This window comes from Streptococcus sp. 2022WUSS037, from assembly GCF_044427225.1.
GTDB lineage: Bacteria > Bacillota > Bacilli > Lactobacillales > Streptococcaceae > Streptococcus.
In genome coordinates this window covers 195,409-210,211 of the sequence record NZ_JAOTGJ010000001.1, presented here as the reverse complement: position 1 = coordinate 210,211, position 14,803 = coordinate 195,409, and the positions used below count along the sequence as shown (strand labels likewise).

Sequence of the window (14,803 nt, the reverse complement as noted above, 5' to 3'; positions counted from 1 at the left end):
ATAGCATTTCCCAGCTCCTTACTACCAGCATAATGGCCGTCCCGCAGGTGATTTGGGATAGGTAGATGACCATTTTTCCGCAAATCAGCTAGAGCTGCATCCATGGCCTGATAGGCAGAATTGGACTTGGGAGAAAGAGCCAAATCGACTACCACATTGGCAATCAAAATCCGTGCTTCAGGAAATCCGATTTTCTGGGCAGCTTCAAGGGCAGTCACCGTATGAATCTGTGCCTCTGGATTGGCCAAGCCGATGTCTTCATAGGCAATGACCGTCAAGCGACGAGCCAGACTAGGCAGGTCTTCTGCCTCAATCAAACGAGCGGCGTAGTGGAGGCTGGCATTGACATCACTGCCTCGAATGGATTTTTGCAGGGCTGAGAGAATGTCGTAGTGGGCATCGCCCTTCTTGTCCATGCTGATGTAGGATTTTTGCAGGCTATTTTCCACGGCGTCCAGATCAATGTGGCGGCTACCGTCGTCGCTTTCCTTGGTCGAAAGCACAGCCAGTTCTAGCGAATTGTAAGCAGCACGCAGGTCACCGTTGGTAGCATTGGCTAGGAAGTCCAGAGCCTCAGGCTCAATGGTGACGGGGAAGTCAAAACCGCGTTCGCTGTCTGTCAGAGCCAGTTCCAAGGCCTGTCGGATGTGGCTGGTTTGCAAAGGCTGCAATTCAAAAATCTGCACCCGACTACGAATGGCAGGCAGAATTGAGAAAAATGGATTTTCCGTCGTTGCCCCAATCATGATGATATTGCCATTTTCCAAAAGAGGAAGCAGAAAGTCCTGTTTGGTCTTGTTGAGGCGGTGGATTTCATCGAGCATGAGGACCAGACCGCCAGAAAACTTGGCTTCTTCAGCGATTTCCTGCAGGCGTTTTTGGTTGTCCGTTGTGGCATTAAAGGTCCGAAAGGCATACTTGGTCGTGCCAGCAATGGCGGACGCAATCGAGGTTTTGCCAATCCCTGGCGGACCGTAGAGAATCATGGACGACAGCATATTGGCATCAATCATGCGACGGATAATCTTTCCAGGACCGACCAGGTGTTCCTGACCGATGACGTCATCAATGGATTTGGGCCGCATACGAAGGGCGAGATTGGCTGGCATAGGCTTCCTTTCAGTGCATTTATGGTATAATCATTATACTACAATTTTAGGATTTGGAGAGAAACGAAGATGACGGAGTTGACGGTGGGTGTTTTGGAAGAATACTTGCGTGACCACTATGGGACGACAGTTCCAGAGCAAAGTCTCTTTATGAAATTAGTGGAAGAAATTGGTGAAGTGGCAGAGCTACTGAATCAGCGTGCAGGCCGCAAGATGATGGATGGCGAAGACGACAGCTCTGCTCGTCTGGCAGAAGAATTAGCTGACGTTATTCACTATGCTGTAGCCTTGGCAGCGGTGAATCAACTAGATTTAACCAAGTCCATTTTGGAGAAAGACAAGCGGACTTCCGTCAAATACGGTCGAGAAATAAATTTATTGGAATTTATAGAAAAGAGGAAATAAAATGGCAAAACATGGCTTTTTAGATGTGCTGGAAGCGGCACTGGATAAACATTTTTCTTACGATTACGAGCTTAATTGGGACAAGAAAAACCACGCAGTTGAGCTGGCTTTCATCTTAGAGGCACAGAACGTTGCTGGGATTGAAACGGTGGATGATGAAGGCAATGCCTCTGCGGAGGATATTTTCCTAGAGGAGTATGTCCTTTTCTACAACCAGGACAAGTCTCGCTTTGACGAGGAAGACTATCTGGTCGCTCTGCCATTTGACGCCAAGAAGGGCTTTTCAGCCGAGTTTCTGACCTACTTCGCAGGTTTTCTCAAGGACACCGCCGACCAAGGTTTAGATGACCTCATGGACTTTTTGGCGGACCCAGAAGCACAAGAATTTGCGATTGCTTGGGACGGTGAGGCCTTTGAAAAAGGCAGAGCAGACTTGGTGGAGGGAGAATTTTACCCATATCCGAGGTACTAGGAAGCGAGATACCTGTAAGTTTGGTTCTGACTTGACTACGGGTAAAACTTTTGCTACTATAAAAATAGAAAAGGCGCTGAGTTCCAGCTCAACGCCCTGACAGGACCGCTAAACGGTGGTTCAGTTCGTTAGATTAAATAACCGTCAGAACTGTGTCAAAGTTTGCTGACGGTTATTTTTTATCCCGAATAGCTAAAATGATGACGATTATCAAGCTCAGCATTTCAACAAGTAGACTTGCGAATGTGAGCATGACAATCAGCCCATCAGCTACAGACAAAAGCATTCCTCCTTTCTAGCAGATTTGCTGTCCACTTTCATGGGCATCACCTCCGTTCAGAAACTTGGAACCACCGTCTCAAACTTTCCTACACATGTTTATTCGTAGTGCGATTAGAAAATTTTCGAAAAAGTATTATTAGGGCTCCATTGCGTAACATTAACTTGTAAAATAGGCTAGAAATCGGTACAATAATACAGTGATTGACGCATAGAAAAGAAAAAGGAAACAAACATGAACTCATGGCAAGAATTAACGATTCACGTGCATCGTGATGCAGAAGAGGCAGTTTCAAATCTGATGATTGAAACGGGCAGTCAGGGGGTGGCCATTAGCGACTCAGCTGACTATGTGGGGCAGGAGGACCGTTTTGGTGAACTCTATCCCGAGGTGGAGCAGTCGGATATGATTGCGATTACGGCTTACTATCCTGATACTGTAGATATTGAGGAAGTTAAGGCAGACTTGGCGACTCGCTTGGCGGATTTGCCAGGATTTGGCTTGGAAACGGGTCAGGTCAGCTTAGAAAGTCAGGAATTGGCAGAGGCAGACTGGGCGGACAACTGGAAGAAATACTATGAGCCAGCCCGCATTACCCACGATTTGACCATTGTACCGTCTTGGACCGACTATGAGGCGACTGCTGGTGAGAAAATCATCCGCCTGGATCCAGGTATGGCTTTCGGTACGGGAACCCACCCGACCACTAAGATGAGCCTTTTTGCTCTTTCTCAGGTCCTGCGTGGTGGTGAAACGGTCATCGATGTCGGTACAGGCTCAGGCGTTCTCTCAATCGCTAGCTCTCTTCTTGGGGCTAAGGAAATCTTTGCTTACGATTTAGATGAAGTGGCGGTGCGTGTAGCTCAGGAAAACATTGATCTCAATGCCAATACTAGCAATATTCATGTCGCGGCAGGTGACTTGCTTCGTGGCATTGACATTGAGGCAGAAGTCATCGTTGCCAACATCTTGGCGGATATTCTCATCCATCTGACCGAGGATGCCTACCGTCTGGTCAAGGACGAGGGCTACCTAATTATGAGCGGCATCATCGCGGACAAGTGGGACATGGTGCGAGCATCTGCGGAGGCGGCTGGCTTCTTCCTTGAGACTCACATGATTCAGGGCGAGTGGAATTGCTGCGTCTTTAAGAAGACGACTGACCGCTCAGGTGTGATTGGAGGCTAAGATGCAGCAGTATTTTGTCAATGGCAGAGCGCCGCAGGGCGTGTTCCAGATTAGCGATAAGGACACAGCCAAGCATATGTTTTCTGTTATGCGATTGCAGGCAGATGACCAGATTGTCCTAGTCTTTGACGACGGGATTAAACGCTTGGCACGGGTAGTAGACAGCCAGAGCCAATCTGTTGAAATCATCGAAGAATTGGCAGACAATGTTGAATTACCTGTCTCCGTTACCATTGCTATGGGCTTTCCCAAGGGAGATAAGCTCGAATTTGTTGCCCAAAAGGCAACGGAATTAGGCATGACAGCCCTCTGGGCCTTTCCAGCGGCCTGGTCAGTGGTCAAATGGGACGGTAAAAAATTAGGCAAAAAAGCAGAGAAGCTAGAAAAAATCGCCCAAGGAGCAGCCGAGCAAAGCAAACGCAATCGCATTCCAGCTGTTCGCTTGTTTGAGAAAAAAGCGGATTTCCTAGCGCAACTAGCAGGATTTGACCAGATTATCTTAGCCTACGAAGAGGCTGCCAAAGAAGGCGAACAAGCCAACCTGGTGAAAATCTTATCTGGCTTAGAAGCTGGCCAATCAGTCCTTGTCATCGTCGGTCCAGAAGGTGGCGTGTCGCCTGAGGAAGTAGCCACATTTGAAGGAGCAGGAGCGGTCAAGACAGGTCTTGGTCCTCGTATCTTACGAGCGGAGACGGCTCCACTCTATGCCCTTTCTGCCATTAGCTACGCGACGGAATTGTTGAGGTAAGGTCATGTTTGCTTTAGGAACGATTATCAATACACTGGCCGTCGCACTTGGAGGCCTCTTGGGTGCCTGGTTTGGTCATCTATTAAAACCTCGACATCAGTCAGGGCTAACTCTGGCTAGCGGCGTTGCCATTCTCTTTTTAGGGATTTCTGGAACGCTGACAGGTCTTTTAAGAGTGGAAAATGGTCAACTGGTCACCCAGAACACCCTGCTCTTTGTGCTCAGTCTGGCTTTCGGTACTTTCTTAGGAGAAGTGCTCCATATCGAAGGTTGGTTTGAGCGCTTGGGTATCTGGCTGCGTGAAAAGTCTGGCAATGGTCAGGACTCTCAGTTTTTAGATGCTTTTCTCACGGCATCCCTTACTGTTTGTATCGGTGCCATGGCCATTATCGGCTCTATCCAAGACGGCTTGACGGGAGATTATACCCTCCTCGCCATTAAGAGTATTCTGGATTTTATCATCATCTTTATCATGACGGCCAGTTTGGGCAAGGGGGCAGGATTTTCGGCAGTACCGGTTTTGATTTTTCAAGGCTCTGTGACTCTTTTGGCACGCATGATTGAGCCTCTGATGACGGATCAAGCCCTTGCCAATCTCTCCTTTATCGGCTCCGCCCTCATCTTCTGTGTCGGTTTCAATATCGTTTGGGACAAAAAGATTCGCGTGGCCAACATGCTGCCAGCCATCGTGATTGCAGTTATTTGGTCATATTTTACATGATTTGGTTTACATTTACATACTTGATTAGTTGTTTTTTAAAAAATATGTTGATATACTATAAATTGTGATAAAGATGAATGATCTGTCGTTTTAAGAAAGAAGTTTGTCCCGAAAACACGTTAGCAAATAGTGAATGTATCGATCCGAACGATTCGAACAAACAGGATCATGATGGATTCGTTCATAGCTCAATGGTCGTTGCAATTAGCGAAGATTGAGGAGATATGTGATGGAGATTGCCCATGAAAAGATTGAGTACCCCTATTTTTGCTGCTCTTGGATTTTTCTTGATAGTCTTTGTTGCTCTTAATCAATTTGGTAGAGTTTCAGGGACTAGCTATCAGATTATCTCGGAATTGGTTTTGTATAATCAAGCAACAGAGCAGACCTATGAGTTTGAAAATCATGAAGTGAGAAAGGCTTTTATTCGTCAATTATCGAGTACGTCTAGTCGAGGTTTTCAAGCGTCTGATAGTCGTACTTATCTCGAAGCAACCTATCATGAAACCATTATGAGTGAAAATCTGATTTCTTCGATTTACGGTGGAGAGAATTATGGAGTTTAGTCGTCCTAGAAAAACGGCTTTGGGGAATCTCGTTTTTGCTTCAGAAAGCGTTTCTTACCCTGTTTTTGCAAGGAAGTATGGAAACATTCGCCTAGAAAAAACGATACTTTGTCAGGAGTTTAGAGTAGAACAGCGGTTAGCGAATTAATCAAACTGGGTAGATTTGGGAACCTATACAGTAAAAAGTCCCAAAGAAACCCGCTATGTACCGATTTATTGGGAGTAGCGATATAAATATAAAAACGGCTCGAGTACGTCTTCGAGCTATTTTTATATGCTTTGATTAATTCATCTAGAGAGTATATGAGGGTAAAAAAAGAGCTTGAAAAAAACAAGCTCTTGATTATTGCCCTGTTTTTTACTGTCTTCGTTCAAACCTTAAAAGGTTAACTTGTCCCAATCCCTTCCAGTCTTCCTCAACTCGCCCGATTTGTTGGAAGCTATTCTTTATCAGTACCTTTTGTGAGGCTTGGTTTTCGGGTAGGACGAGGGCGACGATTGCTTTTATTTGGCATTCTTCTATCAAGTAATGGCAGAGCAGGCTAACTGCTTGGCTAGCCAGACCTTGATTCCAGAAGGCGTGGTGAATCCGATAACCAATGGTCACCGACGCAGACCGTTTCTTGTGGTCAAAAACTTCCAAAACGCCAATCAATTTCCTCCCGCATTCTACTCCTAGAAACAGGCGTTTTTTCTTGTCAAAATCTCTTTGGAAATGACCGATACGCTTGCGGAGAGTTTCTTTATTTTGTGTGGAGGTGTTGGGAGTCATCTGAAAGTGAATGGGGTTGGAATAGATTTCCCAGAGGTCTTCCAAATCGTTTTCTCGGATGAGGCGTAGGCATAAGGTTGCGCTAGTAAGGTGTGGAATGTTTTGGAACATAATTTCTCCTTTATAAAACAGAAGAGTTTGGGCTCCCAAACTCTTGCTGATTATTTTAATGTTCTTTTTTCTTAGTCCATGCGCCGACAAAACCAATCAAAGTGAGGCCAAGCAGACTAAGCATAGAGGTAGCTTCTCCTGTTGCAGGGAGTGTCTTGGTGCTCGCTTGTGAATGTGGACTAGCCAATTTATGTTGTGGAGCAGGAGCTGGTGGATTTACCGCTGGAAGAGTAATTCGTTGACCAGATTCGAGTACAATATCTTGACCTGTATTACCTTGCTCTGACTGCTGTTCATCTGGAGTTACTACTTTAGGTTCAGTATAGACAAATTTGAACTCACCGAACCCTTCGCTGGCAGTTGAAGCCTGTAGGTAGACAATACCTTCTTGGTCAGCAACTAGAGCTTTCGCACGGTCTGCCGTCAAGAAGCGGAGGTCTAGACCTTTGATGCTATCGGTGAAGGTCCAGTTATTGTCTGCAGTTGGGTTGATGACCTTTTCAGAGATGATGTAGTTGATGATGGCTTGGCGGTTTTCCAGGTTGAGCAAGTAATTGACAGAAGCTTCGCGGACCCCAGGGAAAGTACCGTTTGCACGGTAGTTGTTGGTAACCACGATGAATTCTTGATCAGCTGTCACATCTTGCCCATTGTATTGCAGATTCCGAACTCTGCTGGCAGTTTCGTTGACTACCTTACCGTTACGATCGTATTTATTTGGTTGCGTAATATCGTACTGATAAGTTACTCCGTCAATAACGTCAAAATTGTAAGTGCGGAAATCTGTGTTGACTAGGTTTTGTGGCTCTGTTGAGCTTGGGTCAACTTGGTTGAATTGCCCTGCGGACATTTCCAACCATTCTTTGAGTTGAGCACCGTTGATTTTTAAGATGGCTACAACGTTGTCGTAGAGGTAAAGGTCTGCTACGTTCTTGATGGCGATTGGGCCAGCAGGAATGTCTGTATAGGCTGAAGCATCGCCTCGAGTACCAGCCTTAAATGGTGCAGCCGCAGATAGGATTGGTAGATTAGCTTCTGAAGTACCCGCCAATTGTTGTTTTGCATACCAAATCTGTGCATTGTTAACAATCTGTACAGAAGGATCATCTTGCACCAAGGCGAAGAAGCTGTTGATTGGCGCAGTTGTTTCACCGACTTGTTGGCGCACATAGTTGATGGTTTCGTTATGGGCTTCTTTAGCAAGGTCAATGATGCGACCATCTGCTACAGATGATTTTGTATCAATTTTACGAATAGCCGCTTTGCTAGAAGTAGTTGTCCATTTGCCATCTTTAAAGACCAGATTGAGGTCGATGACGCCGAGGTGATCACCGTATTTACCCGCCATGGTGACAGGAGTACCGTTGATTTTACCATTTGTATCATCCACGCCAGAATATTTAGCGTAGAAGCTTGGTTTTTCGGCAGTTCCTGGGAATTCTGCGTGGGAGTGACCTGTGATAACCGCATCAACTCCTGACAGGCTGGCGATTTGGTAACCGACATTTTCCTCGCCGACTTCATATTGGTCATCGCCGATACCTGAGTGGGAAAGGACCAGAACGATGTCTGCGCCATTTTCTCGCATGGTTGGGATAATATCGCGAACGGCTTCAACTGCATCACGGACAATCACTTTTCCTTCTAGATAAGCTTTGTCCCAGTTGAGAATTTGAGGGGGAACAATCCCTGTAACACCGACATTTAGTGTAACATTTTTACCCTCGGTGTCTGTGAATGTCTTTTTCACAATGGTATAAGGGGTGTAGAGAAAGTCTTTCGTAGTCGGATCGAGGACATTAGCATTGACTAGAGGCATGTTGGCTGTACGAATTACTTTTTCGAGGTAGGCAAGACCGTAGTTAAATTCGTGGTTGCCAAGTGTACCGACGTCAAATCCCAGCGTCTCTAAGGCGGCGTACATAGGATGTTGTTCGCCTTCTTCAATAGGATCAACGATAGACTTGTAATTTCCAAGAGGAGTACCTTGAATGGTGTCTCCATTATCTACCAATACAACATTTGGATTTTCTTTTTTTGCCTCTTCGATAAGAACAGCTGTTTTTGCTAGACCAAGCGTTTCCACTGGTTTATCTTGGTAATAGTCATAGTTGACCAAGTTCGTATGGAGGTCAGTTGTTGCGAGAATGCGAACATCAACAGTTTGTCCTTCAACAGGCTGACTAGTTTCAGTTGCAGCAGGAGTGACCGTGCGTGCCTCTGAAGCAGTTGTGTCAGTTGTCTCGCTCGTAGGATCACTGGTTTCAGCTGTCTCGGAAGAGCTTGGATTTTCAGCTTCGGTAGTGGCTGGAGCAGGAGATTCTGTACTATCAGCTTTTTCTGTGGTGTCAGTTTCAACTGGTACAGCCTGACTTGCTTCTGTTGAAGAAGCTGGAGTTGTATTGAGAATCTCTTCGGCTTGAGCTAATTTTGGATTGCTTGCAGCTAAGAGAGCTAGTGTGAGTGCTACGGCACACTTACTGAAACGAAAATTCATAAGAATCCTCCATTTTCTTTTTTATAATAATCTTCTACAATCATTATACAGCTAAGAAATATAAAATTCAAGACTAATTCTGAACGTTTGGGTGATATTATTTGAAAAAAACATGAAAACAGAGTGAAAGGCGAATGTTTTTCTGGTTTTAACAGAAAAAAGAAACTGAAAATCTGTATTCACAGTTCAGCACTTCACCGAGGCTTGTTTTTCAGCTACTCATCGTTCTTTTTTCAAAATACAGTCAGCGTTTCCTCAAAAAATGTCTAGATTAGTGAAAAACCCTCTCTTATCTACAAGCATTTCTCTTGTGAATTCAGGTTCTAAGTTTTTATCTGTGTTAGTAGTGTTAGATTCCTTTTTCTTTTTTCATGAAAATGGTAGAATAGGAGGAAACGGGAAGAGGAAGAAAAAATGAAAGAAATCAATTACACTGGCGAGGAAGTTGTTGCCCTGACAGCAAGCTATCTTCCAGCTGATGATGTAGCCTTTATTGAGAAAGCTTTGAACTATGCTACTGAGGCTCATAAACTTCAATTTCGTAAATCAGGAGAACCTTATATTGTTCACCCCATCCAAGTAGCGGGAATTTTGGCAGGGCTTAAGCTTGATGCAGTAACCGTAGCCTGTGGCTTCTTACATGATGTGGTCGAAGATACCGATGTGACACTGGACGATATGGAAGCTGAATTTGGACCAGAGGTTCGCCATATTGTCGGTGGTGTGACCAAGCTGGGTAAGGTCGAGTACAAGTCTCATGAGGAGCAGTTGGCTGAAAACCACCGCAACATGCTGATTGCCATGTCCCAAGACATGCGAGTGATTTTGGTTAAGCTGGCAGACCGTCTCCACAATATGCGGACCCTCAAGCACTTGCGCAAGGACAAACAAGAACGGATTTCACGTGAAACGATGGAAATCTATGCACCGCTTGCCCACCGTCTAGGTATTTCTTCAATCAAGTGGGAATTGGAAGATATGTCTTTCCGCTACTTGAATGAAGTTGAGTTTTACAAGATTACCCACATGATGAGGGAAAAGCGTCGTGAGCGGGAAGAATTGGTCAATGAAGTTGTTGACAAGTTGCGAGAATATACAGAGGAGCGCCATCTACATGGTCAGATTTACGGTCGTCCTAAGCACATCTACTCTATCTATCGGAAGATGCATGACAAGAAAAAACGCTTTGATGAGCTGTACGACTTGACGGCCATCCGTTGTTTGATGGATACACCAAGCGATGTCTATGCCATGTTGGGCTATATCCATGAACTATGGAAGCCGATGCCTGGTCGATTCAAGGACTACATTGCTAGTCCAAAAGCCAATGGCTACCAGTCCATCCATACGACAGTCTATGGACCAAAGGGACCGATTGAGTTCCAGATTCGGACAGTGGAAATGCATCAGGTGGCAGAGTACGGAGTGGCGGCTCACTGGGCCTACAAGCGTGGTGGCAAGGCAACTGCCAGCGAAAAAGAACTGCGCTGGATTAACAACCTGATTGAACTCCAAGAAGGAGCCGGAGATGCCCAATCCTTCGTCGATTCTGTCAAGGACGATATTTTTACAGAGCGTATTTACGTTTTTACGCCAGATGGCGCTGTGCGTGAATTGCCTAAGGACTCTGTGCCCATTGACTTCGCCTATGAAATTCACACCAAGGTTGGTGAGCGGGCGACAGGTGCCAAGGTTAACGGCCGTATGGTGCCTCTGACGACCAAGCTTAAGACAGGCGATCAGGTGGAAATCATCACCTCTGCCAACTCTTTCGGTCCAAGTCGTGACTGGGTCAACCTAGTTAAAACTCACAAGGCCCGCAACAAAATCAAGCAGTTCTTCAAGAATCAGGACAAGGAATTGTCTGTTTCAAAGGGGCGTGAGATGCTTCAGAACCTGCTCCAAGAAAATGGCTACGTTCCCAACCAGTATCTAGATCGTCGCCACATGGACGAAGTCCTGCAAAAGACCAGCTATAAGACCGACGAATCCCTTTTTGCGGCAGTTGGTTTTGGAGAAATATCTGCCGTGTCAGTCTTTAACCGTCTGACAGAGAAAGAACGCCGCGAAGCCGAGCGAGCTAAAGCCAAAGCTGTCGCGGACGAATTGGTCAACGGTGGCGAAGTCAAACACGACAACAAAGATAGTTTGAAAATCCGTCACGAAGGTGGCGTGGTGATTGAAGGAGCGTCAGGGCTGCTGATACGGATTGCCAAATGTTGCAATCCAGTACCTGGCGATGAAATTGTCGGCTACATCACCAAGGGGCGTGGGGTAGCTGTTCACCGTGTAGACTGTATGAACCTCAAGAGTCAGGAAAACTATGATGTCCGCCTGATTGATGTCGGTTGGGAGGATGAAAATTCGACCAAGGAATACATGGCAAACATTGACATCTACGGGCTCAACCGTTCAGGTCTCCTCAACGATGTTCTCAAGGTTTTGACAAATGCCAGCAAGAATATTTCTTCGGTCAATGCCCAGCCAACCAAGGATATGAAGTTTGCAACCATCCACGTTTCCTTTGGTATTTCCAATTTGGCGACCTTGACCAGTCTGGTGGACAAGATCAAGTCGGTGCCAGAAGTTTACTCAGTGAAAAGGACCAACGGATAAGATGAAAATTGTATTACAACGTGTATCACAGGCCAGTGTGACTATCGACGGAAGCATCCATGGGCAAATTGAACAAGGGCTTTTGCTCCTAGTCGGTGTGGGGCCAGATGACAGCCAGGAAGACCTGGACTATGCTGTTCGAAAAATCGTCAATATGCGGATTTTTTCAGATGAGGCAGGCAAGATGAACAAGTCCGTTCAAGATATAGGGGGCAAGATTTTATCCATTTCCCAATTTACCCTTTTTGCGGACACAAAAAAAGGCAATCGCCCTGCCTTTACAGGAGCAGCAGCTCCTGCCCTAGCCAGCCAACTCTATGATGCTTTTAACAAAGCCCTAGCAGCCTTTGTGCCTGTTGAAGTAGGCGTTTTTGGGGCGGATATGGCGGTCAGTCTGGTCAATGATGGGCCGGTGACCATTGTTTTGGATACGAAAAATCGCTAGACCTCTATACATCTATATGTAAATTTGGTATACTAATATCAAGAAAATGTGGAGGTGCCCAATGAAAAAGTTATTGACCAATCATTTCTTTTATTTAATTCTCGCCTTTGTTTTGATAGTAGCCATCTATCTTAGCGATTTAGATAAACGCTGGATTATTCTAGCAAGCTTTCTTTACTTCATTCCCTCACAGATTTTATACCGTCGCCGCCTTAAAGAGCGACTCCAAGAAGACCAGCCCAAGTAGGCTGGTTTTTTGATGTGGAAATTGGACTACAATTCTTTATTAAATATGCTATAATAGTTTTTGCAGAAAAGTAAAGACGGTGGATCTAATTTCTGAAAGGTAGGTGGGAGCGGTACAGAACTCAACTAGTAGAAGATGAGTTCGTCTTACCGCCCCCGCACAGTTGATTAGGTCAGATTTGGAGTGCGAAGCACGAACAAATCTGCCAATCAACCACTGCGCTGAGATGTTGACGAGAATTAAGAGAAGTGGAATGGAACTTTTTGTTCTACTCTGCAAATCATCAAAATCTAACAGAAAGGAGAAGCTATCTTTGTCAACCTTTGAGTGGCTAACACTCATTTTTGTAGCTGGTACAGTCATCCAGTTTTTCTTTTATTACTTCGTTAACTCGCTTTGCCGTACTCCAGTACTGTCTGCAGCTCGTTGCCTAGTACTAAAAGTAAACTGAATGACTATTTTCTTTTATCGCTCTCGTGATGTTAGTTCTTGAATTGGTAAAAACGACAAAAAAATAACCGTCTATAACTTTGGCAGGTTAACGGTTATTTTTTAAATAATTTGTAAACAGCCACCGTCTTAAACGGTTCTGCAAGGGGTAGTTGTTTCTGACAACTCCCTTTTTCTATGTTTATTATACATCGGTGGGTCTATCAAGTCAAGTTGGACATTTAACTATTATTCCCTTGTTTATACTATTAATGATGGGAATACTAAACTTGTTTCGAGTGACAGACTACTTGCAGTATATTCTAAATATACTGGGGTTAGTAGGAATATTAACTCTGAGTTATCATACATATAAAAATGAAACTCGGAATTAGTTGTAATAGATAAAAAATAAGTAGAATATGAAAATAATAAAATCAATCGGTTTAGCAGTGGGTACCTTGCTACTCACTTTGCTCATTCAATTTCCAGTTTATGTGGGGATAACAGCCTTTCAAGAGAATATGCTTTTAAAACTTGCAGTCATGATAGGGCTTGGTCTTGCAATATTGGCACTACTTTCTGTCATCAGACGAGGAATGATGAAGCATCAAGTCTTTTCAAGAGAGAAGCTGAATATTTTTAAAATAGTCGGAATGACAGCACTGGTATTTGCGGGACAAACTTGCCTGAACCTCCTTTGGCAGTATTTGGGTCTTAGCCTTAGTGATTCTAACGCCTTGGATATAGTCAATCAGTTAAATTCGGACAATTTTTGGGTGATGGCTCTCTCAGTTGTCTTGTTTGCTCCAGTTTTAGAAGAATTTCTTTACAGAGGGATTTTGTTAGAAAAGACAGCCCAGTATTTTCCTAAGTATCCTCAAATGGTCATCGTATTTTCTGCCCTTCTATTTGCCTATTGTCATACTTGGAGCTTTTCGGTGGCATTTTTTGGTCACTTTATCACAGGGGCTTATCTGGGCTATCTGTATATGTGCAATAGACGAATGACGGATACTATCCTTGCACATAGCTTCTATAATGCCTCCATTTTATTCCTTCAAATTTTATTTGGTTTGGTGCAGATTGGTGGATAAAAATTGACAGTAGACATTTTGGGGAAATGCCTGTATACTGAGGATAAGTGGCAATTTTATAATTGCTAACTATCAAGTGCAGAGGGGAGCAGGAAGATGAGAAAATTTTTTCAGGACCTTAATCAAGAATATCTGGACACCAGAAGTTCAACTAGAGAAGATTGGCTGGAGTGGATTATCCAGAGAAAGATGACCTGGGGTATGCGATGGGGTTTGGTAGGGATTCTCATGTTTGTCTTGCAGCCTTTAACCTATAACCCCTACTTTCTATTGGGCTGTTTTTATATCGGTTTCCTACTTTGGTTAGTGTATGTATGTGGGCAACTGTTTTTTAAAACTAGATCCATTTTTCGTAACATGAAGAAAAAATAATCGCTCAGCTTGTTTAGGCTGGGCGATTGGTTTTTTCTACGAATAAATCATGGGCGATGGTAGTAGGAATAGCCAGTTCTTTGTCCTTGTACTGGATGGTAATGGTCCGGGCAAAGTGGTCAAAATCCGTCACAAGCAGTTGATCTCCGAGGGCTAACTCGTGCTGCTCCAGATATTGGAGGAGTTGGTAGAAATCATGGATTCGAACCAGTTGGTAGGAGCCTGTTTCTGTCAGTTGGGAAAGTCGGGTTTGATAGCGTTCCGCGAGCAACTGGTTCTCTTTGGGAATGCTGCCGCCGTGTGGACAGGTTTGGGGATAACCTAGGAGTTTATCCAGTCGGTTGATAAAATGGTCTGAAACGGTGTGTTCCAAAATTTCAGCTTCTTCATGGACTTGTTCAGGGGAATAGCCCAGCTGTTCGACCAAAAAGACTTCGATCAGGCGGTGCTTGCGGTAGAGATTGGCTACCATTTCCAAGGCAGCTTGGCTAAGGAGATAGCCGGCTGTCTTGTCTTTTTCAATCAGTTCCTCATTCACCATTTTTTTAAGCATTTCCGAAACGGCTGGGGCAGAAAAATTCATCTTTTCAGCAATTTGCTTATTGGTGATTTTTTGGTCAGTCTGTCCGAGTTCGTAAATGACTTTCAGGTAGTCTTCTTTGTTTGGTGTCATAGTCTCTCACTTTCTAGTTAAGAATAGTATACCAAAATTTTATAAAAATGATTGA

Annotated in this window: 16 protein-coding genes; 11 read left to right on the top strand and 5 right to left on the bottom strand. The window is 44.5% G+C overall.

The annotated features are described in order from the left end of the window. Nucleotides 1-1,109: replication-associated recombination protein A (locus tag ODU55_RS01005; RefSeq protein ID WP_398581584.1), on the bottom strand; the 1,109-nt coding region annotated here is incomplete at its 3' end. Nucleotides 1,110-1,178: 69 nt separating this feature from the next. Between ODU55_RS01005 and ODU55_RS01000 the strand changes: the two genes are divergently transcribed. Next, on the top strand, nt 1,179-1,514 hold the full coding sequence (locus ODU55_RS01000; protein ID WP_398581583.1) for a MazG nucleotide pyrophosphohydrolase domain-containing protein: 336 nt from the start codon (nt 1,179-1,181) through the stop codon (nt 1,512-1,514). Nucleotide 1,515: 1 nt separating this feature from the next. Further along, nucleotides 1,516-1,986, top strand: a complete 471-nt coding sequence (locus ODU55_RS00995) for a DUF3013 family protein (protein WP_398581582.1) — start codon at nt 1,516-1,518, stop codon at nt 1,984-1,986. Between the two features lie 172 nt (nt 1,987-2,158). Here the strand turns inward: ODU55_RS00995 and ODU55_RS00990 are convergent, their stop codons facing one another. Further along, nucleotides 2,159-2,266, bottom strand: coding sequence for a putative holin-like toxin (locus ODU55_RS00990; RefSeq protein WP_220125338.1), 108 nt, complete (start codon nt 2,264-2,266; stop codon nt 2,159-2,161). Nucleotides 2,267-2,500: 234 nt separating this feature from the next. On the opposite strand from ODU55_RS00990, the gene prmA reads away from it, so the two are divergent. The 4 genes from prmA (at nt 2,501) to ODU55_RS00970 (ending at nt 5,489) form a co-directional block, all read left to right on the top strand. Next, on the top strand, nt 2,501-3,454 hold the full coding sequence (prmA, locus tag ODU55_RS00985; RefSeq protein ID WP_044760364.1) for a 50S ribosomal protein L11 methyltransferase: 954 nt from the start codon (nt 2,501-2,503) through the stop codon (nt 3,452-3,454). Nucleotide 3,455: 1 nt separating this feature from the next. After that, complete coding sequence (locus ODU55_RS00980) at nt 3,456-4,202, top strand: 16S rRNA (uracil(1498)-N(3))-methyltransferase (RefSeq protein WP_398581581.1); 747 nt, start codon at nt 3,456-3,458, stop codon at nt 4,200-4,202. Between the two features lie 4 nt (nt 4,203-4,206). Continuing rightward, entirely contained in the window at nt 4,207-4,923 is a 717-nt protein-coding gene (locus tag ODU55_RS00975; protein WP_398581580.1) for a DUF554 domain-containing protein, read from the top strand. A gap of 242 nt (nt 4,924-5,165) precedes the next feature. Next, complete coding sequence (locus ODU55_RS00970) at nt 5,166-5,489, top strand: hypothetical protein (RefSeq protein WP_398581579.1); 324 nt, start codon at nt 5,166-5,168, stop codon at nt 5,487-5,489. 358 nt (nt 5,490-5,847) lie between these two features. Here ODU55_RS00970 and ODU55_RS00965 read toward each other — a convergent pair whose 3' ends face one another. Together ODU55_RS00965 and sntA are read right to left on the bottom strand one after the other, a co-directional pair. Beyond that, entirely contained in the window at nt 5,848-6,372 is a 525-nt protein-coding gene (locus tag ODU55_RS00965) for a GNAT family N-acetyltransferase (protein ID WP_398581578.1), read from the bottom strand. Nucleotides 6,373-6,427: 55 nt separating this feature from the next. Next, nucleotides 6,428-8,869: a heme-binding protein SntA gene (gene sntA, locus ODU55_RS00960; protein WP_398581577.1), complete on the bottom strand. Its 2,442-nt coding sequence runs from the start codon at nt 8,867-8,869 to the stop codon at nt 6,428-6,430. A 414-nt stretch (nt 8,870-9,283) separates the two neighbouring features. On the opposite strand from sntA, the gene ODU55_RS00955 reads away from it, so the two are divergent. The 5 genes from ODU55_RS00955 to ODU55_RS00935 all read left to right on the top strand — a co-directional run bounded on the left by ODU55_RS00955 (nt 9,284) and on the right by ODU55_RS00935 (nt 14,075). Then, complete coding sequence (locus ODU55_RS00955; protein ID WP_398581576.1) at nt 9,284-11,485, top strand: RelA/SpoT family protein; 2,202 nt, start codon at nt 9,284-9,286, stop codon at nt 11,483-11,485. Nucleotide 11,486: 1 nt separating this feature from the next. Next, nucleotides 11,487-11,930, top strand: coding sequence for a D-aminoacyl-tRNA deacylase (gene dtd / locus ODU55_RS00950; RefSeq protein ID WP_398581575.1), 444 nt, complete (start codon nt 11,487-11,489; stop codon nt 11,928-11,930). A gap of 61 nt (nt 11,931-11,991) precedes the next feature. Beyond that, a complete protein-coding gene (locus tag ODU55_RS00945) occupies nt 11,992-12,177 on the top strand; it encodes a hypothetical protein (protein WP_105159389.1) in 186 nt (61 codons plus the stop codon). 851 nt (nt 12,178-13,028) lie between these two features. Then, nucleotides 13,029-13,703, top strand: a complete 675-nt coding sequence (locus ODU55_RS00940; protein ID WP_398581574.1) for a lysostaphin resistance A-like protein — start codon at nt 13,029-13,031, stop codon at nt 13,701-13,703. 96 nt (nt 13,704-13,799) lie between these two features. After that, the gene (locus ODU55_RS00935; protein WP_398581573.1) at nt 13,800-14,075 is read left to right on the top strand and encodes a hypothetical protein; all 276 of its coding nucleotides are present in this window, start codon (nt 13,800-13,802) and stop codon (nt 14,073-14,075) included. A gap of 13 nt (nt 14,076-14,088) precedes the next feature. On the opposite strand, the gene ODU55_RS00930 is transcribed toward ODU55_RS00935, so the two are convergent. After that, entirely contained in the window at nt 14,089-14,748 is a 660-nt protein-coding gene (locus ODU55_RS00930) for a metal-dependent transcriptional regulator (protein WP_398581572.1), read from the bottom strand. Nucleotides 14,749-14,803 lie beyond the last annotated feature (55 nt).